30 protein-coding genes are annotated in these 25350 nt (G+C 65.2%); 11 read left to right on the top strand and 19 right to left on the bottom strand.

Features of this window, described 5'->3' with window-relative positions:
- Positions 1 to 6: 6 nt before the first annotated feature.
- Both rplI and dnaB read left to right on the top strand, forming a co-directional pair.
- Positions 7 to 462 (top strand): 50S ribosomal protein L9, encoded by a 456-nt coding sequence (gene rplI, locus J2X34_RS11715; RefSeq protein WP_114720109.1) that lies wholly within the window; start codon positions 7 to 9, stop codon positions 460 to 462.
- Positions 463 to 972: 510 nt separating this feature from the next.
- Positions 973 to 3291, top strand: a complete 2319-nt coding sequence (gene dnaB, locus J2X34_RS11710) for a replicative DNA helicase (RefSeq protein ID WP_114720440.1) — start codon at positions 973 to 975, stop codon at positions 3289 to 3291.
- A 412-nt stretch (positions 3292 to 3703) separates the two neighbouring features.
- Here the strand turns inward: dnaB and J2X34_RS11705 are convergent, their stop codons facing one another.
- From J2X34_RS11705 to J2X34_RS11695, 3 genes are read right to left on the bottom strand one after another with little or no spacing between them, the layout of a single operon-like run.
- Positions 3704 to 4063, bottom strand: coding sequence for a hypothetical protein (locus J2X34_RS11705; RefSeq protein WP_429517343.1), 360 nt, complete (start codon positions 4061 to 4063; stop codon positions 3704 to 3706).
- Between the two features lie 4 nt (positions 4064 to 4067).
- The gene (locus tag J2X34_RS11700) at positions 4068 to 4406 is read right to left on the bottom strand and encodes a hypothetical protein (protein ID WP_217487166.1); all 339 of its coding nucleotides are present in this window, start codon (positions 4404 to 4406) and stop codon (positions 4068 to 4070) included.
- 11 nt (positions 4407 to 4417) lie between these two features.
- Positions 4418 to 4744, bottom strand: coding sequence for a PadR family transcriptional regulator (locus tag J2X34_RS11695; RefSeq protein ID WP_429517341.1), 327 nt, complete (start codon positions 4742 to 4744; stop codon positions 4418 to 4420).
- Positions 4745 to 4987: 243 nt separating this feature from the next.
- On the opposite strand from J2X34_RS11695, the gene J2X34_RS11690 reads away from it, so the two are divergent.
- Positions 4988 to 5572: a TetR/AcrR family transcriptional regulator gene (locus J2X34_RS11690; RefSeq protein WP_174915029.1), complete on the top strand. Its 585-nt coding sequence runs from the start codon at positions 4988 to 4990 to the stop codon at positions 5570 to 5572.
- A gap of 13 nt (positions 5573 to 5585) precedes the next feature.
- Positions 5586 to 6269: a YqeB family protein gene (locus J2X34_RS11685; protein WP_114720101.1), complete on the top strand. Its 684-nt coding sequence runs from the start codon at positions 5586 to 5588 to the stop codon at positions 6267 to 6269.
- A 307-nt stretch (positions 6270 to 6576) separates the two neighbouring features.
- On the opposite strand, the gene J2X34_RS11680 is transcribed toward J2X34_RS11685, so the two are convergent.
- Entirely contained in the window at positions 6577 to 7137 is a 561-nt protein-coding gene (locus J2X34_RS11680) for a hypothetical protein (protein WP_429517338.1), read from the bottom strand.
- A gap of 488 nt (positions 7138 to 7625) precedes the next feature.
- Positions 7626 to 7841, bottom strand: coding sequence for a hypothetical protein (locus J2X34_RS11675; RefSeq protein WP_254622684.1), 216 nt, complete (start codon positions 7839 to 7841; stop codon positions 7626 to 7628).
- 502 nt (positions 7842 to 8343) lie between these two features.
- Here J2X34_RS11675 and J2X34_RS11670 point away from each other — a divergent pair.
- Positions 8344 to 9081 carry a hypothetical protein gene (locus J2X34_RS11670; protein ID WP_429517336.1) on the top strand — a complete coding sequence of 246 codons (738 nt, stop codon included), beginning with the start codon at positions 8344 to 8346 and terminating at the stop codon, positions 9079 to 9081.
- 7 nt (positions 9082 to 9088) lie between these two features.
- Here J2X34_RS11670 and J2X34_RS11665 read toward each other — a convergent pair whose 3' ends face one another.
- The 6 genes from J2X34_RS11665 to J2X34_RS11640 form a co-directional block, all read right to left on the bottom strand.
- The gene (locus J2X34_RS11665; protein ID WP_429517334.1) at positions 9089 to 9775 is read right to left on the bottom strand and encodes a hypothetical protein; all 687 of its coding nucleotides are present in this window, start codon (positions 9773 to 9775) and stop codon (positions 9089 to 9091) included.
- 140 nt (positions 9776 to 9915) lie between these two features.
- Positions 9916 to 10719, bottom strand: coding sequence for a hypothetical protein (locus J2X34_RS11660; protein ID WP_429517332.1), 804 nt, complete (start codon positions 10717 to 10719; stop codon positions 9916 to 9918).
- Complete coding sequence (locus J2X34_RS11655; protein ID WP_429517330.1) at positions 10716 to 11471, bottom strand: hypothetical protein; 756 nt, start codon at positions 11469 to 11471, stop codon at positions 10716 to 10718. Before J2X34_RS11655 ends, J2X34_RS11660 begins: the two co-directional genes overlap by 4 nt.
- Positions 11472 to 11518: 47 nt before the next feature.
- Positions 11519 to 12052: a hypothetical protein gene (locus J2X34_RS11650; protein ID WP_429517328.1), complete on the bottom strand. Its 534-nt coding sequence runs from the start codon at positions 12050 to 12052 to the stop codon at positions 11519 to 11521.
- A gap of 190 nt (positions 12053 to 12242) precedes the next feature.
- Positions 12243 to 12413 (bottom strand): hypothetical protein, encoded by a 171-nt coding sequence (locus J2X34_RS11645; RefSeq protein WP_429517326.1) that lies wholly within the window; start codon positions 12411 to 12413, stop codon positions 12243 to 12245.
- A gap of 142 nt (positions 12414 to 12555) precedes the next feature.
- On the bottom strand, positions 12556 to 12960 hold the full coding sequence (locus tag J2X34_RS11640; protein ID WP_114720085.1) for a MerR family transcriptional regulator: 405 nt from the start codon (positions 12958 to 12960) through the stop codon (positions 12556 to 12558).
- 620 nt (positions 12961 to 13580) lie between these two features.
- Here J2X34_RS11640 and J2X34_RS11635 point away from each other — a divergent pair.
- Both J2X34_RS11635 and J2X34_RS11630 read left to right on the top strand, forming a co-directional pair.
- Positions 13581 to 13808 carry a hypothetical protein gene (locus J2X34_RS11635; RefSeq protein ID WP_147283487.1) on the top strand — a complete coding sequence of 76 codons (228 nt, stop codon included), beginning with the start codon at positions 13581 to 13583 and terminating at the stop codon, positions 13806 to 13808.
- 146 nt (positions 13809 to 13954) lie between these two features.
- The gene (locus J2X34_RS11630; RefSeq protein WP_429517580.1) at positions 13955 to 14281 is read left to right on the top strand and encodes a MerR family transcriptional regulator; all 327 of its coding nucleotides are present in this window, start codon (positions 13955 to 13957) and stop codon (positions 14279 to 14281) included.
- An 87-nt stretch (positions 14282 to 14368) separates the two neighbouring features.
- Here J2X34_RS11630 and J2X34_RS11625 read toward each other — a convergent pair whose 3' ends face one another.
- The 3 genes from J2X34_RS11625 to J2X34_RS11615 all read right to left on the bottom strand — a co-directional run bounded on the left by J2X34_RS11625 (position 14369) and on the right by J2X34_RS11615 (position 16556).
- Positions 14369 to 14572, bottom strand: a complete 204-nt coding sequence (locus J2X34_RS11625) for a cold-shock protein (protein WP_114720079.1) — start codon at positions 14570 to 14572, stop codon at positions 14369 to 14371.
- Between the two features lie 249 nt (positions 14573 to 14821).
- Entirely contained in the window at positions 14822 to 15004 is a 183-nt protein-coding gene (locus J2X34_RS11620; RefSeq protein WP_174914110.1) for a hypothetical protein, read from the bottom strand.
- Between the two features lie 310 nt (positions 15005 to 15314).
- The gene (locus J2X34_RS11615) at positions 15315 to 16556 is read right to left on the bottom strand and encodes a fatty acid desaturase family protein (protein ID WP_429517323.1); all 1242 of its coding nucleotides are present in this window, start codon (positions 16554 to 16556) and stop codon (positions 15315 to 15317) included.
- Between the two features lie 1271 nt (positions 16557 to 17827).
- On the opposite strand from J2X34_RS11615, the gene J2X34_RS11610 reads away from it, so the two are divergent.
- Positions 17828 to 19558: an APC family permease gene (locus J2X34_RS11610; protein WP_429517578.1), complete on the top strand. Its 1731-nt coding sequence runs from the start codon at positions 17828 to 17830 to the stop codon at positions 19556 to 19558.
- Between the two features lie 69 nt (positions 19559 to 19627).
- Here J2X34_RS11610 and J2X34_RS11605 read toward each other — a convergent pair whose 3' ends face one another.
- Together J2X34_RS11605 and J2X34_RS11600 are read right to left on the bottom strand one after the other, a co-directional pair.
- On the bottom strand, positions 19628 to 19789 hold the full coding sequence (locus tag J2X34_RS11605) for a hypothetical protein (RefSeq protein ID WP_429517321.1): 162 nt from the start codon (positions 19787 to 19789) through the stop codon (positions 19628 to 19630).
- Positions 19790 to 20018: 229 nt separating this feature from the next.
- Positions 20019 to 20465, bottom strand: a complete 447-nt coding sequence (locus J2X34_RS11600) for a hypothetical protein (protein ID WP_429517319.1) — start codon at positions 20463 to 20465, stop codon at positions 20019 to 20021.
- Positions 20466 to 20653: 188 nt separating this feature from the next.
- Here J2X34_RS11600 and J2X34_RS11595 point away from each other — a divergent pair, with 188 nt between their 5' ends.
- Positions 20654 to 21670, top strand: coding sequence for a methyltransferase (locus J2X34_RS11595; RefSeq protein WP_220181891.1), 1017 nt, complete (start codon positions 20654 to 20656; stop codon positions 21668 to 21670).
- A 140-nt stretch (positions 21671 to 21810) separates the two neighbouring features.
- Here the strand turns inward: J2X34_RS11595 and J2X34_RS11590 are convergent, their stop codons facing one another.
- The 3 genes from J2X34_RS11590 to J2X34_RS11580 form a co-directional block, all read right to left on the bottom strand.
- Positions 21811 to 22431: a hypothetical protein gene (locus J2X34_RS11590; RefSeq protein WP_429517317.1), complete on the bottom strand. Its 621-nt coding sequence runs from the start codon at positions 22429 to 22431 to the stop codon at positions 21811 to 21813.
- A 97-nt stretch (positions 22432 to 22528) separates the two neighbouring features.
- Positions 22529 to 22717 carry a hypothetical protein gene (locus J2X34_RS11585; RefSeq protein ID WP_147283485.1) on the bottom strand — a complete coding sequence of 63 codons (189 nt, stop codon included), beginning with the start codon at positions 22715 to 22717 and terminating at the stop codon, positions 22529 to 22531.
- 69 nt (positions 22718 to 22786) lie between these two features.
- Complete coding sequence (locus J2X34_RS11580; protein WP_429517315.1) at positions 22787 to 24118, bottom strand: glycosyltransferase 87 family protein; 1332 nt, start codon at positions 24116 to 24118, stop codon at positions 22787 to 22789.
- 287 nt (positions 24119 to 24405) lie between these two features.
- Here J2X34_RS11580 and J2X34_RS11575 point away from each other — a divergent pair, with 287 nt between their 5' ends.
- On the top strand, positions 24406 to 24645 hold the full coding sequence (locus J2X34_RS11575; RefSeq protein WP_114720067.1) for a hypothetical protein: 240 nt from the start codon (positions 24406 to 24408) through the stop codon (positions 24643 to 24645).
- A gap of 141 nt (positions 24646 to 24786) precedes the next feature.
- A complete protein-coding gene (locus J2X34_RS11570; protein WP_429517312.1) occupies positions 24787 to 25344 on the top strand; it encodes a GtrA family protein in 558 nt (185 codons plus the stop codon).
- Positions 25345 to 25350: the final 6 nt, after the last annotated feature.

Genomic DNA, 25350 nt, shown 5'->3' with positions numbered 1-25350 from the left:
GACGACATGAAGCTGATCCTCACCGCTGACGTGGACAACCTCGGTGCGCCCGGCGACACCGTTGAGGTCAAGGACGGCTACGGCCGTAACTACCTGCTCCCCCGCGGCCTGGCGATCGTTGCCACCCGTGGCGCCCAGAAGCAGGTCGAGGGCATCCGTCGTGCGCAGGACGCGCGCGCGGTCCGTGGCCTCGACCACGCCAAGGAGCTCAAGGCTGCCATCGAGGGTCTCGAGGGTGTGTCGCTGTCGGTGAAGACCGCCGGTGACTCGGGCAAGCTGTTCGGTTCCGTCACCGCGGCCGACGTTGCAGGCGCCATCAAGGCTGCCGGCGGCCCGGTCGTCGACAAGCGCAGCCTGGAGCTGCCGAAGGCTCACATCAAGAGCACCGGCAAGCACCAGATCGTGGTCAACCTGCACCCCGAGGTTGCTGCCAAGTTCCACCTGAACGTCGTCGGCGCATAGTCGACCCGTTCTCTCGAAGGGCCCCGCGGACTCCGGTCGGCGGGGCCCTTCGCGTCGGCTGGGGACGGGCTGTGGATAGATTCGCCACCCGGTGCCAATATTGTGACCTGCGACATACCTCTATTGGGCGGCCGTTTACCCAACACGCCCGGGTTGTCAACCTAGGCGACACGCCGAACTGGCCTTCATCCACAGGGTTGTGAAAAGAAAAACCCACTTCTACCTGCGGATTGTCGAGTGTGATATTCGTCGATCCCCAGGTTATCCCCAGTTTTCCCCAGCCGGTTAACACTCGAGGGTTCCGCGTCCCCACTTCATCCACAACTCTGTCCACAGGCCGGTTTGATATGGGGTACTCGAGACCCCTACCGTCGGGCCGAGCGTGTCTCTCGAGCCACCCGCGGGGCGGCGACAGATTGTCGGGGGATACGGGTACAAAGAGTGTGAATGGTGCCGTCCGGCGAGTTGTTCGGACGGGATCGAAAGCCTCGTGCGGGGAAGGCGGTCGCGTTGGCGGTTGTAGATGATCGTGGTCATTCCGAGTACCCGGGACCCCCGGAGGAGCCCAGCGAGGAGTTCGGTCGGCAGCCTCCGCAGGACATGGTCGCGGAGCAGTCGGTGCTGGGCGGCATGCTGCTGAGCAAGGACGCGATCGCCGACGTGCTCGAGGTCCTGCGGCCGGGCGATTTCTACCGCCCCGCGCATCAGTCGGTGTACGACGCGATCCTCGACCTGTACAGCCGCGGCGAGCCGGCCGACCCGGTGACGGTCTCCGCCGAACTGGACCGTCGTGGCGAGCTGCGCCGCATCGGCGGCGCCCCCTATCTGGTGACGCTCACCCAGACGGTGCCGACCGCGGCCAACGCCGCCTTCTACGCGGAGATCGTGGCCGAGAAGTCGGTGCTGCGCCGCCTGGTCGACGCCGGCACCCGCATCGTGCAGTACGGCTACGCCGGCTCCGACGGCCAGGACGTCGCCGAGGTGGTGGACCGTGCACAGGCGGAGATCTTCGAGGTCACCGAGCGTCGCACCACCGAGGACTTCATGCCGCTCGAGGAGCTGCTGCAGCCCACGATGGACGAGATCGACTCCATCGCCAGCCGCGGCGGCCTGTCCCTCGGCGTGCCCACCGGATTCGCCGAGCTCGACGAGGTCACCAACGGCCTGCATCCCGGTCAGATGATCATCGTCGCGGCGCGGCCTGGCGTGGGCAAGGCGCTCGCCCTCGACACCCCGCTCGCGACGCCCACCGGTTGGACGACGATGGGCGAGGTGGCCGTCGGCGACCAGTTGATCGACGCCCACGGCAAGCCGACCACCGTCGTCGCCGCGACCGAGGTGATGACCGACCGCCCCTGCTACGAGGTGGAATTCTCCGACGGCACCGTCCTGGTCGCTGACGAGCAGCACCAGTGGCTGACGGAGACCCTCGCCGATGAGTCCGTTCGTACCACCGGCGAGATCGCAGCGAGCCTGCGAAGTCTGGACGGCGAGCGCGCGCATTCGGTGACGAACACGCGGCCACTGCGGCTGCCGGCGCAGGATCTGGCCGTCCCCCCGTACTCGTTCGGTGCATGGCTCGGCGATGCGGAGTCTGTCGATCCGGAGATCGTCATGCGGATCGAGGGCGAGCAGGCCGAATACGACCTGTCCTCGGACACGTTGGCCTTCGGGCTGCGCACTCTCGGAGTGTTGGGAAACAAGCACATTCCGGTGCAGTACCTGCGTGGCTCGGAGACGCAGCGGCGGGCCGTGCTCGCCGGACTGCTGGACACCGACGGCACTGTCACCCACGGTGGCTCGGTGCAGTTCAGCGTGACCAGTGAGCGACTGGTGCGTGATGTCGAGGAGCTGATCGTCAGCCTCGGCTACCGCTGCCAGCTGAGCACCAAGCGGGTGAACGGCCGGACCGACGCGTCCTCGACCGCATTCACACTGACCTTCGCGACGGACGACGAGGTGTTCGGCCTGCCGCGGAAGGCTTTGTTGCACAAGGAGCGTCGCGCCGGCCACGGCACGGCCCGGTCCGGCTCGCGCTACATCGTCGACGTCCGCAAGATCGATTCGGTTCCGGTGCGGTGCGTCGAGGTCGACAACGCCGACCACCTGTACCTGGCCGGCCGGTCGATGGTGCCGACGCACAATTCCACGATCGGTATGGACTTCATGCGGTCGTGCTCCATCAAGCACGGCATGGCCAGCGTCATCTTCTCGCTGGAAATGAGCAAGACCGAGATCGTGATGCGTCTGCTGTCGGCGGAGGCGAAGATCAAGCTCTCGGACATGCGCTCGGGCAAGATGACCGACGACGACTGGACGCGGTTGGCGCGGCGGATGAGCGAGATCAGCGAGGCCCCGCTGTACATCGACGACTCCCCCAACCTGACGATGATGGAGATCCGGGCCAAGGCGCGCCGGCTCAAGCAGAAGCACGACATCAAGCTGATCGTGATCGACTACCTGCAGCTGATGTCGTCGGGCAAGAAGGTCGAGTCCCGTCAGCAGGAAGTCTCCGAGTTCTCGCGAAGCCTCAAGCTTCTCGCGAAGGAACTCGAGGTGCCGGTGGTCGCGATCTGTCAGCTCAACCGTGGTCCCGAGCAGCGAACCGACAAGCGCCCGCAGGTGTCCGACCTGCGTGAGTCAGGCTCGCTCGAGCAGGACGCCGACATGGTGATGCTGCTGCACCGCCCTGACGCCTTCGAACGGGACGACCCGCGCGGCGGCGAGGCCGACATCATTCTCGGCAAGCACCGTGGCGGTCCGACCGCGACCATCACTGTCGCGCACCAGCTGCACCTGTCGCGGTTCGTGGACATGGCACGGGGGTAGGACCTGCCTGTAGGTTCCGGATCTAGTTGGCCATTTCCGGGCCTATATGTCTCTCACTTGTCATGATTCCAGCCTATATGTCCATTTTGGCCGCGTTTCGGTAACGGGCGTGGGCACTGAGTGCCAGGCAGGAGAGGGAGGCGCGGCGACCTCGTCCTCGTGGGTCCGACCGATCGAGTGTGTTCATTGGGTGTGGCAGTGAACTCGGCGCTATGCCGAAATCTTGGATAGGGAACCCTTGCAGGATCAGCTAGCAGGACGGGTAACCAGGACTGTGTGACTTTCAGCGGTAAGTGGCACGGTTTGTGTCGCTGAAGATGGCAGGCCTGCTGCGGCGGCTTCCATGGCTGGACCGCTCGAAGCGTCGAGGACCGACGATCACCGGTCGGGACGCGGTATTCGATGCACGGCCTCAGACCCGCCGCACGGCGGACCGATGCTCTTGTGCCTGCTGGACGGCGGCACGCAGGTGGGTGCGGCGCCGAAGGAAGTAGGTAACTGCCGCGCCCAGGATGACCAGGCCGGGACCAGAGTGCACGGCGAGGACGCCCAGCAGGTGTGGGCCGCCCCAGTCCTGCGCATAGCTCTCAGGATCGGAGTAGTCGATGATGAAGAACTCAGCGATTCCCCGAGCAATCAGGTAAATCGCCAGGAGTCCACCGACAAGCATCGCGGCCGCTCTGAGGACCCAGCGCCGGGACCTCGGCGAGACCACACACACCACTGAGCAGACCACAAGCGCGAGAAAGGCGCAGATGACGGCGATGAACACGAGCTCAGTCCTTCCCAATCGGCTTGCGGTGACGGCGATAGGCGAGGACCAGCAGCCCGGCCCAGGGAGCGAGGGTGGCCGACAGCGCCAGCGCTCGGCGCGGTGTAGTGGGGGCCCACAGGATGTTGTCCGTCAGTCCGGCCTGCCGCGCGAGGTGGGTGACACTGGCGGACATCACGATCGCCACGATGACCAGCACCAGTGTCAAGCGTGCCCGCACCTGCTGGGTGGCGGCGTGGGTGACCACGTCGATCAGGGCGCGCAGGGTGAGGTCGGTGTCGTCGAGGAGTGCGCGGAACTCTTCGCCGTAGCGCTCGCGCCACGGCTTCGGGTGCAGTGCCACGAGCAGATCCCTCATGCCCATCCCAGCCGCCTCCCTCCGGTGCTCACTACGCGCGACCAACTCTCCAGGTGCGCCGCCAGCGCCTCCCGCCCGGCCGGGGTGATCTCGTACGGGCGCCGGCGATCTTCGCTGTGCAGTGCGACGATCAGCCCGCGGTCGACGAGCTTGCTCAACGAGCCGTAGAGCGTGCCCGGACCCAGTTGCATCCCGGTCTGCTCCTTCACGTCGGCAGTGATGGCGTAGCCGTGTTTTGGCCCATCGCTGAGTGCGAGCAGCACCAGAGCACCCGGTTCGCCGAACCGCGCCAGACCCTCCCGATTACGTCTTTGCTTCGTCATGCGATGCATCGTATGACGTAATAGAGCACCTGCTAGGGGCGCAACGGAGAATTGGTGCCACTTACCGCTGAAAGTCACACGGTCCGGTCATCCAAATCGGCGTCCTGCTAGACGATCGTCAAACAGGACACCAGCACCCAACACTCTCCATGAGACACGCTGACTGAAGGCCAGGATGTGCGTTCAGCAATCAACCCCACAAATTAATTGACTGATGCGTCAATCAATTATTATTCTGGCGGCGTGGCCCGTACTACTGACCCTGCCCTCCAAGCTCAACGCCGCGCCGCAATCACCGACGCCGCGGCCGCACTGTTCGCCGAGCATGGTTTCGACGCCACCCCTGTGGCAGCAATCGCGAAGGCTGCTGGCGTCAGCTCTGCGACGGTGTTCCACTATTTCGGCGACAAACGCGGAGCGTTCCGGGCGATCTTCGAGCAGGATCTCCCGAACTCACGAGCACTCGTAGACCGCTACCGCGACGCCGACGATCCGCTCGCGGCCATTCTCGACATGGTGGCCGAACTCGTCGCCCCCTCCAGGGATCCCGCCGCAGCGGGACTCGTGGTCGAGGTAATCCGGCAGGTAGGACGCGATCCTGCCCTCGGCAAAATCCTCGACGAGGACGACGTCATCGTGAACGCGGGACTGACGCACCTGCTGGGTCGGGCGCGCGACCGGATCGACCCCGCGCTCGACCCCGTCGCAACCGCGACATGGATTCGGGCAGTCACCGATTCGGCGTTCTTGTATGCCGACCACCCCAATGCAGTGAATCCGGTCGACACCATCCGCACGATCGTTCTGCGCTACCTCACCGGACATTAGGAAGGGACAACCCATGACCGAGGCGGACAACGCAACCAGAGTGGCCATCTCCCGTGCCGTCCCCTGGATGCTTGGCATAGCCTGCACCCTCGCGGGCTTCGGGCTCGGCTTCGCTGCACCCCCGGTGTCTCGCTGGGCGGTCAACACCCTGCCCGCCGTACCCGGACCAGTCGAAATACTCGCCGAACTCAGCACCACATGGTCGGTCCCCGTCCTCACAGTCCTCGGTGTCGCTGCAGGCGTCGCGCTCGCTCTCAGCGTTCTCGGCGAATCCCTCATCGTCACTGTCGATTCCGACGGTGCACTTCTGAGTAATGACGAGGACGAACTGTATGTTCCTCGATCAAAGGTGCGCGCGGTGTTCCGCGACGGCAAGGACCTGGTCCTCATCGACTCGACGGAGCGCGAACTTGCACGACGGGGCGCCGACGACCTGAACGCCCGGGCGATCGTCGCCGCGTTCACCACACATGGCTATCCCTGGACCGACACCAATCCACATGAAGGCACGTTCACCCGCTGGATCGACGGGCACCCCGACCTCGACGAAGAGACCCACGCCCTTCTTCGCCAACGCCGAAAAGCCATATCCGACGAAGAACCCGACACCGCGGCCGACGTCCATCGTCGTCTCCAGAAACAGGGCCTCACCGTCCGGGACCGCAAAAAACACCAGGAATACCGACGCGTGACTTAGATGCCTCCATACTCGGGCAACATAAGGCGACGACCACCCGACATCTTCCCCGGAAGGCCCCCATGGACTGCCATGGTGTCCTTCCGTGTTCAGCACTCTTCGTGTCGCGCAGGCCGATCGTCAAACAGGACGCACGTTGAGGCCGCGAATCCGGGGCGTGCATGGGTGGAATCGCTACTGGTATGAGAGGCGGAGTACCGCGAGCATACCGGCGGAGCCTTCGTCATCCGAGCTGGAAGGGACTGCGCGACAAGGCGCCCGGCGAGGTCAAAGTGCCATGCCCGGGGCATGCCCGGGGCGTCCATGGTCAGCTGACGCTCGCATAGAAGGGCTCGAGTCCCGTCAGTAAATCGTCGATCAACGCGGCAACAGCGTCCACCTCGTTCAGGTGGATCACCTTCCGCGTCGTCGTCGGCTTGTCGAGCTTGTAGGTGAGTTCGGTGTAGGGATGCTTCGACATCCCCATGTAGACGCAGTACGGCCGATCTTCGATCCGGGTGTAAGTGACGTCGATGAAGAGCTTCCCACGAGTCGCCGAGAAGACCAGTTCCACGTCGTGGTGCGCAGCTTCTGTTTCAGTCAGATTGTTGACGACAACCGTCCAACTGGAGAGCCGGAGAGGAATCAGGTCCTTGTTGAGTGGGTTGAGGAACCGGGGGAGCAGGCCATAGATGGCCTCGATGTCGTGGCCGGCTGCGATCGTCGTGTGGACACTCCTGTCTTCGTCGTACATCCATCGGCCCAACGATCTCGACAGCAAAATCTGCTCGAGCGAGTAGCCGATGGCTGCGTTCTCATAGGAGAGGGAAACCGTCTCGCCGGTGATGCTGTTCACCGCGGTGAACAGCACGGTGTCATCGAACGGCACCTCCTGTGCGTTGTAGTGCTCGTCGACGAACGCATTGGAGTCGACACTCCACCCGCCGTCGACCTGGATCCCTCTTGTCCTGCTGATCTTCGTCACCGAGCTCCCTTGAGTCCGTCCCTGCGTCCGCGAGCGTAGCGGCGCCCGGCGCTCTCCACGGCTGCATCGACGGTCCCACGCCTAGGGCATGCGGCGGGCGGCCTGCTCAGCGATCGTCAAACAGGACACCCTGGCGCTGCGTCGAAAGCTCCGGTTCGGTTCTGGCCCCGGCAGCCATCGCCTCCGCCGCGGTCATCGTTCCGTTCCAGATCAACCCAGCGCCGTTCGGAAACCCGTACGGCAGCCTCGACGTTCCCTCGATCCGCTGCTGGGCCGTGGTCGGCGAACAGCCTGGGAGTGTGCCGGCGTCGGCGGTGCGGCCACGCCGGTGAGGCCCCCGCTCAACGCCTCAAGCAGCTCCAGCTACGGTCCGGGTGCGGCTGCCGAGTCGGTCAGGGGACCGTCCAGACACCGGCGCCGGGTGTGCTGACGACTATCAGGAAGAAGATCCCATCGGGCTGGGGCACCGTGGCCACGGCGACCACCGTCCCGGAACCGGTCTCGACCAGTGTGCCGTCGCGGTTGCCGAGGTATGCGACACCCGCTGCACCGGTCGAGATGTTTCGCCAGTGGACGTGGACACCGATGTACGGCCCCAAACGGGTCACTCCCGGAGTGTCAGTATCGGTAGTGGCGGTCACGTAGGTGTAGCCCGACCTCGGGAGTTCGCTCGAACCGACGCTGAGACCGAGGGCGGCGACGGGAATGGGGAAGACAGTGTCGGTCGGTGCGGCGGCGGCTGGGTGTGCCGCGAGAAGCAGTACAGCGCCGGCTCCGGCGACGATGGATGCTCGGCGTAGACGGTGGCGTGGTCTCATCGACGGACCTCCCTGCCTGGTGGCCCGCTCCCGGTTACGAACACCCGGCGCCGGCCGAAGGATGCTGTCAGCCTACGTCCGCACCGGGTGACCCCGACCATGAATCACCTGGTCGAGTCCATCCGGCGTCGACGAGCGTAGCTGCAATAGCTCCGCCACCTTCGGCCGTCAGAACAGCGCCACTTATCGCTGAAAGTCACACCAAGCGACCAGAGCCGACGTGTGTTCCGAAACCCGTGTCCATAACTGATGTCAAACAGGACAGCCGTAGCGAGGTGGTTGACTCACTCACATGACCGGACCGAGACGCGTCAACTTCGCCTACGTCGGCCCGCCGCCGAAGGAGTGGACCGCGCACCTGAAATGGAGCGCGAGAATTCTGCGGCTCGCCGGCGAGGAGGTTCCCGAGCAGGAGCTGCTGGCAGACCTCGACCGCGAGGATCGCGAACTACAGACTCGACGACCGGTCGGGCACCGAGTACTACCGGACTCTCGGAGACACCCGGATCAACAGGAACTCGTCCTTCTTTCGCCGGATCTGGATATCCCACTCAAAACGAAGCAAGGCATTGACCTTCACGTTGGCCGATTCAATGTGTACGCCTCCGGAATCGCCTTCCAGTTGATCGCCCGCGTACCGGATCTTCACCCCGGCCAGGGCATTCCTTCAGGCTCCGACGCGATGAACCTCGGCCCCCGGATCAAACCTGGCCAGCCACACCGCGTCCGGCTGATCGTCGCCGTCGACCCCCAGCGCGGCCAGTACGGCCTGTACGGCGGTGCGATCCTCTCAAACTCCTCGAGCCCGTCCGACTTCCCCGAGGACCCGAACGCACCCTGGCTGGCCGTCGGAAGCGATCACTGCAGACGGACCAGCGACGGCAAGGTCGAGTTCGCTGCCACCTATTTCCTCAGCCCCGTACCAGCCAAGGGGCGGCTCATCTTCAACGTCGCATACCCGGAGTTCGGGATAGAGATCGCCGACATCTCGATCGATGCGGCGCAGTTCGCTCCGGGATCGTCCGATTGACCGATCGTCAAACAGGACAGTCAGTAGCAGGGGCTCCATCCGTACACTTCCATCCAGCGATGCGCGCCCGGCACAGCACCGTAAATGCCTCGTACTCGGCGCGCCAGCGGGCATGATCCCCCGCTGTTCCCGGCCACGTCTGTGAGCGCCGATCTACCTCGGCAGGCAACGTGTCGATGGTGCCGCCATGCCAACACCCGACCGATAGGTTGTGGCCGTCAGCGGTATGGGTGAGAGTCGCGGCGACGGACTGAGAGCCGATGGGGTCGACGACGACGATGTCCTGGCGCTCGGCCACGGTTGCTCGACCGTGCACCTCCGCGCGGCCGGATACCCTCGCATCGCCGGACACGTCCGCGTTGCCGTACACGCTGGCGTTGCCGTACACCTCGGCGTCGCCGTATATCCTCGCGTCGCCATGCACCCTCGCGTTGCCTGAGACCGCCGCATTGCCGGACACCCCCGCGTTATCTGAGGCCTTCGCGTTGCCTGACATCTCCGCGTCGCCAAACACCCTCGCGTCGCCGGACACCCACGCGTCCCCGGACACGTTGCGCTCGTGTTCAACCCATCCTCCGACGTCGCCCTTACGGACGCCGCGCGGTGGCATGTCGCGTGTGGCACGGATGCGGTGCAGGTTGTGGCCGAAGTAGTTTCGTGTTTCGTCGGTCAGCTCGAAGTGCTTCCCGGTCATGTCGTCCTTCGCTTCTGGTCTCCGTCCACACGCTCAAACGGGGCACAAGAGGGCATCGCTGGCATGAGGGTGCTGGCGATGAACATTCTCCCCCTGGGCCTCCATTCCTGTGACCTTCAGAGATAGATGGCGGTGATTCTTCAGGCGTGAGTGGCGGCCGCGCGGTGGAACCGTTCGGCGACGTCACGAAGGTGGGGCGGGCAGTTCGTGGCGATCGTGCTACTGGCTGATGCCTGAGCCTCGTACAAAGCCACAGCCGCCTCCGTGGTTGTCGTTGCCGCGTAGAGGAAGTCGGCCACGATGTCGGACAGATTAGTCGGGCCGTGTAGGTAGTTGGTCGTCCACGTGTAACCGTGTGCGATCCCCGATGCAATCGCGTACATCGACTTCGACAGATCCGCCATCGGTTTGACCGAAGGGGTGGCCATATTCTCGTCAATCCACAGCGCGGCTCGCTCGATCGTCTGGTCGAACTTGAGTGCGTGCTTCACGTCGGCGAGCCCGTCGAGAACGGCCTTTGCTGCGCTCAGTGCTTCTTCGAGCTCGGCGCGCTCACCAACTGCGGCCGAGATCCTTCCCGCGTCGATGCGCTTGATCTGCTCCTCGACGTATTTCTTCTGGGCCAGTACTTCATCTTTGGTGACCCTCAGGGCTCTGCTTCGGCGTTCCTCGCGGTCTTCGTCGGACAAGATCCAAACAGCGCGCGAGGCCGACTCCAACGCTGATCTGCAGAGAGTGACGATCGAGACAGTTCGAAGTTTGCCTGTCGCATCCCATTGATCGACCAGGTTGACCACTGTAGTCAGGTTCTCGGCAGCGCTCATCGCGGGGAACAACGCGTGGTGCAGGACTGGCTGCGAGGTGACGTTCTTCGTGAGGATCTCTGAGAAACCGGTGTCGTCCAGTGTGATTGAACTTCCCGGCTCGAGGAGACTGGGGCTCACCCGCCAGTTCTCGAAGCGGCGTGCGGCGTTGGCACGTGCTTCGATCCGTCTTCGGGAAGGAATAAGTGCGCGAGAAAGGACTTCTCGGTCGTAGAGATCGCGTCCGGCAGTTGCCAGTTCTCGATCATCGCCAGGGTCTGTTCGAGCAGGGCGTCGGCGCGAGCTTCGACATCGTCGAGAACGTCCCCGACATCAGCGGTGGCGGTGAGCGCATCGCGGCGCGCGGCGGTGCCGCGGTCGTAGTACTCATCCGACAGCGGTGGCGGCTCCGGCGGTGGGGCGAGATCGGCCGCAGCCGGTGCTGGTCGTGGCCGCCGGGGCGGGAGTGTGTGGGAGGGGGCGGTGCCGGTCAGGTGTTGGCGGACGATCGCGGCGATCGAGCCCGCGGTCAGCGGTTGTGGGGGTAGCGGTAGGTAGCCCCAGCGGTCGATCGAGGTGAACACCAGCCCATCGCAGGTCTGGTCGTCGGCAGTGTCGGGTAGGTGCCCGCGGGTCAGCTGTGCGGCGAGGGTGCGGGTACTGGGGTGGCGGTCGGTGAACGCGAGAACCTGGGTCCACCTGCGGTACACGGCCGCCGGAGTCAGCGCGGGGTCGCTGGTGGTGGGGTCGAGCCGGTATCGGTAGCGGCCGGTGTCGACGACCAGTGTCTCGCCGTCGCAGGTGAGGTTGCGGCGCTGCAGGCTGGTGATCTGTTGCAGCGGCACACCGGCGGCGGCGATCAGGAGTAGGGCGGCGTCGCGGCGTCCGAACAACCCCTGCGGCCACCCGTCGGTGGGTAGCTGTGGGATCTGTTGCCAGATCAGATCACTCGCCTGCCGGAGGCGGTCGGCGCGCCGTTCGTCGAGCTGATCGCGGATGGTGGCCGAGCGGCCCGGCGCCGGCAGTCCGGCGTGGTCGTGGTGCCAGTTGATCGCGCCGCCGGCCGGCCGCCGGTATCGAAGGCGGCGACGACCTGCAGCCACCGCAGATACGCGCACGGCGGGCACGAGCGGGGTGAGTCCGTGTACGGCAGGGCGCGGATGGTGCCGGCGCCGTCCTGGTCGGTTTTCGACTTCCGCAGCCGCACATGCAGGCCGTCGTGCCGGTGCCGGGTGATATCGCCGATCTGGAGGCCGGCGAGCTCCGACCGCCGGAACGCGCCCGCGAACCCCATCAACAACACGGCGCTGTCCCGCCGCTCGTACACCTGGCCCGCCCACCCGCTCGCGGGCTGGCGGGCGGCGGCGACGATCGCGACCACATCCTCGGCCAACAACGGCGCGACCCGCTTCGGCGGGCGGTCCCCGGCCGCGGCGTAGGTGCGGCGGATCCCCGACAGTGTCGCCGCGACCACCTCCGCCGACCCCGGCGCGGTGGCGGTGTCCGATCGCCGCGACCCACCGCGTCAACGTCGCCGGTGCATACGCTCGTCCACCGGCCTCGTCGCGCAGCTCCGCGGCCTCGGCGAGGTACGCGGCCACCACCAGCGGATCCGCCGGCAACACCCCATGTCCCTGGGCTGCGCACCAGCGGTCGAACCGCCGTCAATCCGACACGTACGCCCGCCGGGTGTTCTCCGCCTTCGATACCCCTACCGCCCGGCTGACCAGCGCAGCGGATTCGGCCGCCAATGCCACCGGCGCGGCCGAGGCGCGAGTTGTCGCTACCGGCGCCAGACTCGGATCAGCACCGCCATCGGTGTCACGCAGCATCACAGCTGCAGGCTAAACGCCCCCACCGACATCCGGCGCTGCCCATGCACCGAGGTTCCTCGAGCCGGTGCGGAAGAACGGTGACGTCGGTCAGAGCAATCTCCCGGATCGCCCCATCAGTACGTTCATGTGTCACCGGCCATGCTCAGTCGGTGGTATCCGCCGGGGGCTCAGCCTGGCCCGAGTGTTGTTGCGCCTGGCGGAGTTCGGTGTTGAGGCGTTGGGCTTCGGCGAGTTGGTCTTCGAGGATGATGATGCGGCAGGCGGCCTCGATCGGGGTGCCCTGGTCGATCAGTTCGCGGGCACGGGCGGCGATGCGGAGCTGGTACCGGGAGTAGCGGCGGTGGCCGCCTTCGGATCGCAGCGGGGTGATCAGTTTCGCGGTGTCGAGGCTACGGAGGAAGGCTTGGGTGACACCGAGGAGTTCGGCGGCCCGGCCCATGCTGTAGGCCGGGAAGTCCTCGTCGTCGAACTTGTCTCCAGGGCCGCTGGCGTTCGGGCTGCTGCTATTTGGGTTCGGCGGAATGTGCGTGACGCCTTTCGTATGCACGGACGTGGGCCCCGGCGCCTGTACGGCGCCGGGGCCCGAGGGGATCTACTTACCCAGACCGGCCATCAGGCCGGCATTCTTACCTGTTCCCCGCCTCGGCGGACGGGACGCGATCGTGTAACAGCTGACCGTGCACCACCTCCCAAGTGGGGATCTTCCTTCGACGTTCCGGGGCAGCGATCTCGCTACCACCCCGGATGCGGCACCCAACTCACCGGCGCCGCAGGTCCTGCAACTACCCATTCCCTGCATTTCTCTACCGAGGCGATCTAGCTGCCCGGTAGACGGCGGGACGCATCGAGTCCTTCAACAAACACATCAACACACCTTCTCGACGCGTCCCGCCCTACTCACCAGTTCTTTCCTTCATGCAGGTAGTTCGTCCTCTACCTGCCTTCTCGGATCCTTCTGTATCGACAAGAGGAACAGTACAACGGGCAATCAGGATTGTCTACAGTCGCCGCTACAGACTTTCTGTGACAGTCGTCACCCGCGCGAATGTGCAGGTCACGGCATCGAAAGCGGTTCCGGCGGTGGCGTATCCGCGGAGTCAGGGGCGGACCGCGGATATCCCGCCTCCGGTTCGCTTCGGTGAACCGCTCACTGGCAGAATGGAACCCATGCCCCTCACCCTCGATGCAGCGTTCTGGCGCCGCGTATATGCGGATCGGCAGCGCGTGCACGATGAGCGGGAACGGGTGACCCGAACAGGCAGACGCCGGCCGGCCGGGGATTACGGGGTGCGGGCGGTCCCGCTCAGTCGTGCCGCCGCGATGAACTCCGCACGAGCGGAGTTGGCCGCCGTGGCGCGGGCCGTGGAGAACCTGCACGGGGTCGTTCACCCCTGAACGACGCTTCGCCCCACAAGGTTCGGCGACGCGGCGGTGGCTCGGGTTCGGTGCACGCCTGGAGCCGGGCAGTCCCCGCGTGGGCGGTCTATCGTGTCAGGTGTCGGGTGATTGAAGCTGCAACAACGATCGATGCGGAGGGCACGGTGACGCCGGACACGGTTTCGACGGATCGCTCGAGTCGTGGCGTGTACGGCATCTCGGTTACCTCGGAGCTGTCCGGGGTGGGCCTGCAGACTCTGCGGCTGTACGAGCGGCGGGGCCTGATCTCGCCGGACCGCACGGTGGGGGGAACCCGCCGCTACAGCCCGAACGACCTGCGGCGCCTCGAACGGATCAGCGAGCTCGTCGGGTTGGGGGTCAACCTCACCGGCATCGCCCGCATCCTCGAACTCGAAGACACCCGCGCACGTCTGATCGAGGAAAACGCGCTCCTCGCGAATTCGGCTGCGCAGCTGGAGTTTTCCCGATAACGCGAAACACGTCGGGCCCCGCCCCCTGCATAGGGGGGCGGGGCCCGACGCTGCCTCACATCCCCGCGAGGGGGAAAGCGGGGTGGATCAGATTACGGTGATGCCGGTCGCCTGGGGGCCCTTGGCGCCCTGGCCGATATCGAACCGCACCTGCTGGTTCTCTTCGAGGTTGCGGAACCCGCCGCTCTGAATCTCCGAGTAGTGCGCGAAGACGTCAGCGGAACCGTCCGAAGGTGCGATGAAGCCGAACCCCTTCTCGGAGTTGAACCACTTCACGGTGCCCTCTGCCATGTATTTCTCCTCTTGTCATGCTCAACAGCTCTACCGAAAATGGGTAGGGCTGGGCCGGTATCACACGACGGCGATTCCTGAACAGGAGATCCATCCGCCCGCAACAAGGATTTGCGAGCGTGGCAAAACGCGAACAAAAACTACGACCAAACACAGTCAACCACACATTCGACGGGAAGTCCCGCATTCGGCCGGAACGCCGCTATGGTCGGACGCGATAGAGATGACGAAAAGTGTTGCCGCAGAAGACTATCGGGCGCTGAAGAGTGCGCGATGGATCTCCTCGCTGCTTCTCGACACCGGGCGAGAAGCAGTGGTGGCGATACTGGTGAGCTTTTCGGTGGTCGTGTGGTTCGCGCCGCTATCGCCCTCCGCTTCGGCCCGCGGATCGTAGAAAAGTCGTCCGTTGACCGGATCATGCTTGCTGTTCACGGCGTGTCCCTTTTATCTGTTGGTATCGCACGAAAGCGGCGGGCGCCCGGTCGACCGGGCGCACCTCCGCGCGAGGACGTCGATGGCCCCGCCGCCGACGCAGGTATACGCCGCGGCTGACTCGTGTGCTCGATCACCACTGTCTGGGGTGTGAAGAGGTCGGCGCGGGAACAAGCAAGTCTCCGGGCGCCTTCCCCCACTGTACGGCTCGCCCGAAGAACCGGCAGCCGGCCACGAACTTCTGTCCTCCGCGCCACCTCGGAAGGAGGCCGGGATCCTCGCCGGACCTGCCGGCGCTTCCCGGCCCCCATCACTTCCCGCGGGTGAACCTGCGTGCTTTTACGCGGGCCTCGGCGTGCGCCCGCAGCGCCGAGGCCAGCCCGCGGCGGCGCCCGGTGTCGGCGTCGATCCGCGAACCGGTGGCGTGGAACTTGTGCTCCGACGACGTCTCGGGGGCATCGTCGGAGGTCCGTGTGAGGAACCGGTCCGGCAGTGCGAGCTTGTGGATCGTGCGTAGCGCCAGCAGGTACTGCCGGGTCAGTGGACCGGTGGTGTAGGGCAGGTCGTATTTGGCGCACAGCGCGCGCACCCGCACCGCGATCTCGGGGTACCGGTTGGACGGCAGGTCGGGGAACAGGTGGTGCTCGATCTGGTAGCTGAGGTTTCCGGTCAAGAATCCCATGATCGGGCCGGCGTCGATGTTCGCGCTGCCGAGCATCTGTCGCAGGTACCACTGGGCGCGGGTCTCGTTCTCGAACTGCTCGGCGGTGAACTTCTCGGCACCGTCCGGGAAGTGTCCGCAGAAGATCACCGCGTACGCCCACAGATTGCGGACCAGGTTCGCCATCGCGTTCGCTGCCAGCGTGTGCTTCCACGCCCGGCCCGACAGCGCCGGGAACAGCACGAAGTCCTTACCGACCTGACGTGCGATCTTGACTGCGAACTGCTTGTGGGGCCCCGAGTTCCACCGCATCGGGTCGACGCCCTCGCGCTTTTGCTGCGCCTCGAGGTCGTGCAGCGCGATGCCCCACTCGAACGTCGCCGCCAAGATCACGTTCGCGATCGGCTGCAGCAGGTTGATCGGCCGCCACTTCTCGTCCCGGGTCATCCGCAGGATGCCGAATCCCACGTCGTCGTCCATCCCGACGATGTTGGTGTAGGTGTGGTGCGCGTAGTTGTGGGCGCGCTTCCAGTGCTCGGACGGCCCGGTCTGGTCCCACTCCCATGTCGTGGAGTGGATCTCCGGATCGTTCATCCAGTCCCACTGGCCGTGCATCACGTTGTGCCCGAGCTCCATGTTCTCGATGATCTTCGCCAGCGAGAGCATCGCCGTGCCGAGAACCCACGCGGGCTTGCGTCGGCTGCCGAAGAGCACTGCGCGCCCGCCGAGTTCGAGGGAGCGTTGCAGGCGGATGACCCGCCGGATGTAGCGGGCATCGCGTAGGCCCCGGGACTCTTCGACGTCGCGACGGATCGCATCCAACTCGCGTCCGAGGGCGTCGACGTCGGCGTCGGTGAGATGAGCGAACTCGTTGATGTTGGTGATGGCCACCCAGGGGTCCTCCATTGGGGTAGATCGATTCACCGGCGTCGACTGTCGACGCAGGTCACTGAGTACAAGGATATGAGAAATCGGGCCTCGACTGCGGTGCGACCGAACCGACGTCACACCAAGCGGCACGCACCCGAGTCACACCCCAGAACGCAGCACCGGCAGCAGAAAGACACGGCCCGGATGCGCTCGCTCCTCGACGGGCTCTGTTCCGCCGCCCCCGGATCGCCCGGCATGGCCGGAAAGCGAGCGAATCACCTGCCGCTGACAGATCCCCCGCGGCTGCCGAACCGCATCCGAACACCCGCGGTCAGCGAGGTCGGGCGCGGAGTAGAGCCGGAACGTTGCTGCGGGTGCGAACCCATTCTTGGATGCCGGGGTCGATCCAACCGAGCGGCTCGAGCACCTGGACTGCTGCACGGATAGGTGAAAGCGCTCATCGGCACTGGCGACGGTGACCTGAGTTTGCGGAGCGTCCGCGGGATCCGACGACCACGGCGGCGGCGTCGTGAGCGTTCGAGATCGCGGCAAGCTGCTGTGGCCCCACCATCTCGGTAGGGCCAGTCGCCTGACCCCACCGTTCGGCCAGGATCCGCACGATCTCGTTCTCCAAGCCGCCTCTGCGCGGGGGCCATCCTTCTGCCCTCGCAGAATGCTCGAATACACGGCCGATCTGCGCATCGAGTTGCTTCGAGCCGAGGCTCGCCTCGATCCCCAGGCCCAGGTTTGGACGGAGCCGCTCATGCACGCGACAGCGAACGCATTGGGCGCGGTGGCGTATGGATACCGCCAAGAATGCGTCCGGGCTCTTCGTCGACCGCCGCTGTCCGCCGAAGCTTGGTCTTGTCCATTTCGCTTGTCTCGTGCGGGAGCCATGCCGTGAGTGAGTCACTCGCTTCGATCCTGGTGGTCGTGTCGTTCTTGTTGATTGCCCTGATATTCCGCCGCGCCAATGCGCGCTGGGATGGCTGCGACCGGGCAGTGGTCACTCGCACGGCGCCCGTAGCAATCGGGAGCGCTGACGCGACCCCGGTAGACCGTTTCGGTTCGCAGCGCGGTGATGTGGCGGCCAAGGAACACGCCAGTGACCGGGCGCCGTTGTCCCGACGCCGGTCCGGGGGTGTCCGGTGAGGCCCGTGTTTGTGCAGGATCGCCGAGTTCACGCGGGTCGCACCAGGGCAGGCGGACTTCGTACGGGTACCGCGGATGGTGGCGAGGGCAAGCGCAAGCTGTCCGTCGCTACGGGTCTGGCCGGCCTGTCTCTCGACGCGATGGCATCGGTGTCGTACGGCCCCGAGGCGATTGTCCTGGTTCTGGCTGCTGCGGGCGGTGTCGGGCTCGGTTTCACACTTCCTGTGACCGCGGCGATTGCAGTGCTTCTTGCCGTGTTGGTGGCGTCCTATCGGCAAGTCATCGCCGCGTTTCCCGCCGGGGGTGGCGCGTATGCCGTCGCGCGCCGCCGCCTCGGTGACAGAGCTGCGCTGACGGCCGCCGCGTCGTTGATCGTCGACTACGTACTCAATGTCGCGGTGTCGATCGCCGCGGGAGTCGCCGCGCTCACGTCGGCGTTCCCGGGTCTTGCGCCCTACACGCTGTGGATCGTCCTGGCGATTCTCGCCGGTATCACCGCATTGAACCTGCGGGGCATCGCGGACTCCGCGCGCACGTTCATGGCCCCGACCATCGTGTTCGTCGCCGGTATCTTCACCGTGATCATCGTGGGGTTGTGGCGGTCCGAACCGGCGAGCGTTCTGAGTCAGGAGCAGTTGGTGCTGCAGTCTCAGACCATTGGTGTGCTTCTGCTGCTGAAGGCGTTCTCAAGTGGGTGTGCTGCGCTGACAGGGGTCGAGGCGATCGCCAACGCGGTCCCCAGCTTCCGTAGACCTCGGGTCGCCAACGCGCAGCGGGCCGAGGTCACTCTGGGGGTGCTCCTTGGGGTGATGCTGCTGGGCCTAGCGGTGCTCATCGAGAAGTTCTCCATCGTCCCGGTGACGAACGCGACTGTCCTCTCGCAAGTGACTGCTGCCGCGCTCGGGAACGGTGTCGGCTTCTACGTCGTCCAGTTCGCGACCGTGATACTGCTGGCGCTGGCCGCGAACACGTCCTACGGTGGCCTGCCGACGCTGATGCGAATTTTGGCTGACGACAACGCTTTACCGCACCGGTTCTCCCGTCGAAACCAACGCGACGTGTACGGGTATGGCGTCGTCGCACTCGGGATCGCAGCTGGACTGCTCCTGATCGGGTCCGGCGGCAACATGAACGCCCTCGTCCCGCTGTTCGCGATCGGGGTGTTCGTCGGCTTCACAATCGCTCAAGCCGGCATGGTTCGGCACTGGCGAGAGGTTCGCAGCACAGGGTGGGCGTGGCGAGCCACGCTCAACGCGGTCGGCGCCGTCTTGACCGGGACCGCGGCGCTTGTCACTGCGGGGATGAAGTTCACCGAGGGGGCGTGGCTGATCGTTCTCGCGCTGCCCCTGCTGGTGGCCGGCATGGAACGCGTACGTGCCGCCTACAGTCACATCAGCGAACAACTCACCACCGCTTCGGTGCAGACCATGCCACAGTCGGCCCCCGCCGACCGTGCCACCGTGCTGGTGCCGGTCTCGGGTGTCAACGAGTTGACACGACGGGCGCTGTCGGTGGCTTCCGCCATGACTGCCGAGTCCGTGGCTATCCACGTGTGCTCCCGACCGCAGGCGGTACAGGAACTGCAACGAGCATGGCAGAAGCGTTATCCAGATGTGCGATTGATTCTGATCGAGGAGATTGGCCACTCCGTAGGAGGATCACTCGCCCACTACATCCACAGACACCTGTCGGGTCGCCGGCCTACCTTCGTGGTGATCGCCACCATCGATCCCGCCACGACGTGGCACCAGTTTCTTCCCTCGCACCGAGCCGACGAGATCGCACATCGGTTGCGGAAGGACACCGACGCCGTCGTCTGTCGGATCACTTTCCACGTCGCGCCAATCCACAACCCGGCGCTGCGCGCATGACTCCGGCCTTCACATCGTTCGATCCGGGCACTGTAGATGTCGCGGTGGCGCGAGAGAGGACCGCTCCACTCACACAGCGTCGCGGTACAGGCGCCAGAACCAGAAGACCGCGCCGAACAGGCACAGCGACCCGGATCCGTACGCGCCAACCAGCAGGAGCATCGTTCCCACCGACACCAGCGCTGCAACGCAGGCAACCTGCACTGCTATCCGGGTCGGCACGGTCTCCACGCTGCCGGACAACTCCGGTAGAGACAACAGTAATGACCGACCGGGACACGAATACCGCACGGCCAGGCGCTTTCCGGTTTGGGTGCGATAACTACACTTATCGGCGCCCACCCATGCGGAACCATCAGTGACCGTGCCCGATCTCGAACTGCCCATCCTCGACGGTGGTTGCGGACCAGAACTTCACCGTGCGACATCACGGGGGCCCACATCTTCCGCACCGTGGTGCTCAGTACCTGGACATGCAGTCGCGCAGCAGGTCAGGTGAGAGTTCGGCGATTGTGCAGGTGATTCTGCGCCAGCCAGGCCCGCCTCCGAACTTGTCCTGAGACGAGTCGACCAGCACCTCGACGTCATTCGTGCCGGGCGCGGTACGCAGGTAGTACACGATGGGGTCGCCCTCGGTCGTATACGAAGTGAGCGCGAACTCGCCGCCACTGCGTTCTCTGCCTCCCGACAGGCAATCGATCACCGCCGGGGTGAATGGCTCCTGCGACTCGGTCCCCGGGCGCGGCGCCGCGGCGACGCAACCCGGCAGTGCGGAGCGCCAGATGATTTCGGCCGGCGTCGGCGTGGACGGACGCTCTTGGCTGAAGTAGACAAGCGCGGCGACGGTGGCGAGAAGAATGGCGAAGGGGACACACCGCATCGCTACCTGCGTCTTCCCCGCCCTCATGACGACAGATTAGATGCAGCATCGACGCCTAGGCGCTCGGCGCCCGCCACTTGCGTCTGAAGAATCACCGCCATCTATCCCTGAAGGTCACACTCCATTCCGCAGCTCTCGAACAAGTGTCCCGTTCGTCGATCGTCAAACAGGACACTTCTCACTGGGAGGTGCGCCGGCATGAGTAGGTTTGTGCCGTGGACAAACCAGCGGCAACACCGTCGATCATGGCGCTGGCTGATCTGGCCACACCCATGGCGATCCGAGTAGCGGCGACCCTGAGCCTGGTCGAACACGCAGGCACCGAGGGGTCAACGGCAGAGCAACTCGCCACTGCAACCGGAACGGAGACACAGGCACTGCGACGCCTGCTCGACCACCTGGTCACGATCGGCGTCTTCGGTCTCGATGCCGAGCCCGCCCGTTACCGGCCCACGCGCCTCGGTGCCCAGATGAGCGAGGACGCCCCGGAAGGGGTCAAACCCCTGCTCGACATCACCTGCGCAGGCGGTCGCGCCGAACTCGCCTTCGTCGATCTTCTCGAAACGGTCACCACAGGCGCACCCTCCTATCCGCACCGGTACGGCCACGACTTCTGGGCGGATCTCGACGCCGAGCCGAGACTGCGGCGCACCTTCGACGCCCAGATGAACTGGCGGTTCCGCGAACAGGCGCCGGAGATCGCGAAGAGCTTGAACTGGAGCCGCTTTCCCGACATCGTCGACGTCGGCGGCGGAGACGGGCAGCTGCTCAGCGAAATTCTGCACGCCCATCCCGGCGTCAAGGGCCGGGTCCTGGACCTGGCGCCCACGGCGACCGCGGCCGCCGAACGGTTCGCTGCCGGCGGACTCGGGGATCGGGCGAGCGCCATTTCCGGCAGCTTCTTCGACCCGTTGCCCGCGGGAGCGGGCGCCTACCTGCTCTCCGACATCCTCCACGACTGGGACGACGAGCACGCCCGGAAGATCCTGACCGAGTGCAGGCGGGCGGCAACCCCGAGCGGCTCAGTGGTGGTTGTCGAGCCGGTACGAGGGCACGGCGTCGGCACAGGCATGGACCTGTTCATGCTGATGTGTTTCGGAGGCAAGGAGAGGACGGTCGACGAGCTGATCGAGCTTGCCGCCCACTGTGGACTCGAGTTCCACACCTCGGTCCCAGTGGCGGACGGACGTATCGCGGTGGAGTTCAGCGTCGCGCCGCAAACCGACGGATGAACCGCTGTGGGTTCGCTGGATCTGCGACTTTCAGCGTTAGATGGCGCGGTTCTGATGGTTGACGGTGGCATGGAGATCGGGGATCCGGTGCGGCGTCTGAATCCGAAGCGAGTACGCGTGAAGGTGCCGGCGCGCCAGGATCAACCGGTCGTGGTGGGGACATCGAGGCGGTGCTCGATGCGGCTGACGACAGGCAGGCGGGCGATAGCGTAGCGGCCATCGACCTTGTCCGCTCCGGAACGGTCGACTGGAATCGACGGGCGGATGGCTCGACCATCTCGGTCGACCAGCCACAGCAGCGCGCATGTCGTGCCGGGGGTGCAACGGTAGTCGGTGGGTCCTCGGCCCGGTTTGCCACCCCACCACGCCTCGATCCCCCACGCCTGCGGATCTGAGCGTGCGGCCATTGCACCGAGCAGCTCGCCGAGGTCGCCCTCGCGCCGTACTTCGTTCACGACCAATGCCTCCCCGGCGGGATTCTGTCCGTCTGCGCCGAAGTAGGTTCGGCCCGAGGCGAAGTCGCACGTCACGACGGCCACCGGATGGAAACCGTCGGGGGCCGTGCCTGATCGAGGCGGTGTGAAGCTCTGCGGCAAGGGGGGTGGGAAGTGCCCGGGGAACATGCCGGGGTCCAGGCAGGTCACCTCCCCGACCACCTGCGCCGCGGCGGGTCGGTCCGGCGGCCGTTCGTGCAGGTAGACCAACCCGGCGGTCGTGAGGCTAGCTGCCAGAACGACGATGCCGACGTCCCTCATCTTCATCGTGTCGACGATATCGACGAGGAGGGGGCCGTGTGAGGGTACGGCAGCACTGACAGTTGCCCGGCTGTGGCGCCTTGTCGCGCCGTCAGTGTCCCACTCAGGATAGGTCGATGAGTCCCTGAAGGATTGATCTCCAGGCACCGTTGACGACGTCATGAGGAAATCCGAGCAACTCTCCGATTCCGTGGAATGCCAGGTCGAAGGGGGCCAATGCGACCACCGCGCTGGCAGTGACGAGGAGGTCGTTCACGGCGACGCCGTCGAAGATCATACCGAGAGAACCCATCGAATCTCCGTCCCTTCTATTCGAATTCGCGGACACCGAGTGGGTGTCGCACTGTCTATCGGGTGTGCGTTACGACATTGTTTCAGCGTTGGCGGACACCGTGGTCGGCAGCGATGTGCCTCCCGGCAGAGTATGCCTTCGCGGCGCACGATCCCGTGGTAGTTGGAGTGCGATGACAGCCGCGCCGGCCAGAATTGCTGCGTAGGCCAGGACGTAGAGGTTCACGAGCACACTCCACGGAATCCATGTGGACGGAAACAGGTACAGGCCGACGACGACCCTGTCGTCAGGGAACCAGTACGACCACGACCCAGCCATCCCGAACAGCGCGAGCACTCCGAGCCACCACCACGCGTTCGTCAGCGTCCGATGCGCGAGGTAAACGAGCAGCGGCACGAACCACACCCAGTGGTGGCTCCACGAGAACGGCGACACCACAGCGGCTGTGAGGCCAGTGACGGTGACCGCGAGCAGGGGTTCGCCGCCGCGGTGAAGTCGGATCACCACCCACATGCTCACGGCGATGACGAGTGCTGCGAGCAGCAGCCACAGCCAAGTGGGTGCGGGCTCGCCGATGATCCGGACGAGCGCCCCGCGCAGCGACTGGTTCGCCGCGTGCCCCTCGTCCGCGATGCGGGTGGAATCGAAGAAGGTCTCCGTCCAGTACTGCCACGAATCTCTCGGCAGCACAGCCCAGCTGACCCCTATCGTCACGGCGATGGTGACGGTTGCGACTGTGGCAGCGCGCCATTGACGAAGCGCCAGGTAGTAGAGCACGAAGTACGCCGGCGTCAGCTTGATTCCCGCCGCGATGCCCACGCCAACGCCCTTGAGCCTGCTCTGCTCGCCGCGGGAGGTGTCCCAGAGCACCAGCGCCATCAACACCAGATTGATCTGCCCGAAGTAAAACGTCGTTCGCACCGGTTCGAAGAACACGCACGCGACCGCGAGCAATGCTGAGACCGCGACCAAGTGAGAGTTGATGCGGTAGCCGAGGATCCGCCAACAAAGCGCGACGATGAGGGCCAACAGGAAAGCGTTGAGACCCATCCAGATGTACTTGTCGACGTCGTCCGGCAGCAGTTCGAACGGAGTAAATATCAGCGCCGAGAACGGCGTGTAGGTGTAGAGCAGGCCGTGAATGACCGGTTCGGTGTAGAGCGGCAGACCGGCCATGACATGGCGGGCACCATCGCGGTACACGTCCAGGTCAATGCCACCCATGAACAGTCCCGTGTACGGCATCCACGGGTTGACCGTGGTGAACAGCAGCACTGTCGTCGTGGTCGTGATCAGTGCGATGACCCCGAGTGTCGGCCATCTTGCGGGGAATCGTCGATCGCTTTGTGTCTCGGTGACATCGGAATCCGATGCCAGTCGATCTCTGGTGTCGCCATGCATGATGAACAGTCCCTCCCCGGACTCCGCCTCAGCCCTTCTGCGAAGACGACGCCAAACCAAAGTAACCTTCCGGGCGGTATGAAAGGTGGACCGGGTCCAGCGCTGGGCCGATGCGGTTAAGGCTCTGTGCGGTACCGTCACAGCAGTTTGAATGGTCGTCGACCATGGGGGGATGAAGTGCCTTTGAGTAGGAAGATTGCTGGTGGGGTGGCCGCGGGTGTTGTGATCGCGGTAGGGGTGCCGGCGTCGGCCGAAGCTATCTCCGAACCTGTATCCGCGGACACAAGTTGCGGTTCGATGCCGGGGTCGCGATCTACGGCGTGAGCTCGGTCGAGAGCTTCCGTGGCGGCACGCAGCCCTCCGCAGTGGTTGCGTTCCAGAGCTTCCAGGCGCTTGCGGGCATAGCGGTCGACGGTGGCAACGTCCATGTCACCGACCACCAGAACAAGCATGCCCTCGCGCTTCCCATCGAGACGCCCACGCCCGGCCCCAGCACAGGACGTATCGACATCCCGTTCGGCAGCTGATCCAGTCCGAGCGCGAGGCCCCAGAACAGCGCCTGACCGCGGGCCATCGTTGGCCGACATCCGATCCCCCATGTTGGCAGGGTGTTCCACGGGCGCTGGTTCTTCACTCGTCGTACGACTACCGCGAAAGGTGCCCTCCCGATGCAATTCTCGGAACGAATTGTCGGCCACATCCCGGATCGTTGGCTCGCTCGGCTGCTCGAGCGCGCCGAGATGATCAAATTCCTCGCCGTCGGCGCCATCACGTTCGTGACGACAGTGGTGTTGTTCTTCGGCCTGAAGTGGACGGTGCTCACCGACAAGCCCGTCACCGCCAACGTGCTCGCGGTCCTCGTCGCCACGATCCTGTCGTACGTCCTGAACCGAGAATGGTCCTTCGCCGAGCGCGGACGCCGCCCGCGACATCACGAGGCCGCCCTGTACTTCACCGTGGCCGGCATCGGCGTCGCAATCAACCAGATCCCGCTCGGGATTGCGAGATACGTCTTCGACCTGAGAGTGCCTCACGTATCGCTCGTCGTCGATAACATCTCCGACTTCGTCAGCGGCTCCATCATCGGAACACTCATGGCGACAGCCTTCCGGTGGTGGGCAATGCGCCGCTTCGTCTTTCCCCACCAGAGCCCCACCGAACAAGCACCGGGAGACGAAATCGCACAACCAGTGGAACGCATCGGCGGGGCCGGCGAAACGGAATGACAGTGG

Origin of the sequence: Rhodococcus sp. BE178, assembly GCF_050433545.1 — a bacterium.
Taxonomy (GTDB): Bacteria; Actinomycetota; Actinomycetes; order Mycobacteriales; family Mycobacteriaceae; genus Prescottella.
Note: the sequence above shows the minus strand (reverse complement) of the source record. Positions and strands in the feature narration are given on the sequence as shown.

Bases quoted from the DNA above. Each gene is read 5' to 3' on its own strand.
- J2X34_RS11590 (WP_429517317.1), bottom strand. From the start codon at position 22,431: ATGAAGATGAGGGACGTCGGCATCGTCGTTCTGGCAGCTAGCCTCACG.
- J2X34_RS11635 (WP_147283487.1), top strand. From the start codon at position 13,581: ATGCCCCTCACCCTCGATGCAGCGTTCTGGCGCCGCGTATATGCGGAT.
- J2X34_RS11625 (WP_114720079.1), bottom strand. From the start codon at position 14,572: ATGGCAGAGGGCACCGTGAAGTGGTTCAACTCCGAGAAGGGGTTCGGC.
- J2X34_RS11695 (WP_429517341.1), bottom strand. From the start codon at position 4,744: ATGACGAAGCAAAGACGTAATCGGGAGGGTCTGGCGCGGTTCGGCGAA.
- J2X34_RS11665 (WP_429517334.1), bottom strand. From the start codon at position 9,775: ATGACCGGGAAGCACTTCGAGCTGACCGACGAAACACGAAACTACTTC.
- J2X34_RS11610 (WP_429517578.1), top strand. From the start codon at position 17,828: ATGGCATCGGTGTCGTACGGCCCCGAGGCGATTGTCCTGGTTCTGGCT.
- J2X34_RS11685 (WP_114720101.1), top strand. From the start codon at position 5,586: ATGACCGAGGCGGACAACGCAACCAGAGTGGCCATCTCCCGTGCCGTC.
- J2X34_RS11600 (WP_429517319.1), bottom strand. From the start codon at position 20,465: ATGAGGGCGGGGAAGACGCAGGTAGCGATGCGGTGTGTCCCCTTCGCC.
- J2X34_RS11580 (WP_429517315.1), bottom strand. From the start codon at position 24,118: ATGCATGGCGACACCAGAGATCGACTGGCATCGGATTCCGATGTCACC.
- J2X34_RS11585 (WP_147283485.1), bottom strand. From the start codon at position 22,717: ATGGGTTCTCTCGGTATGATCTTCGACGGCGTCGCCGTGAACGACCTC.
- J2X34_RS11570 (WP_429517312.1), top strand. From the start codon at position 24,787: ATGCAATTCTCGGAACGAATTGTCGGCCACATCCCGGATCGTTGGCTC.
- rplI (WP_114720109.1), top strand. From the start codon at position 7: ATGAAGCTGATCCTCACCGCTGACGTGGACAACCTCGGTGCGCCCGGC.
- J2X34_RS11670 (WP_429517336.1), top strand. From the start codon at position 8,344: ATGACCGGACCGAGACGCGTCAACTTCGCCTACGTCGGCCCGCCGCCG.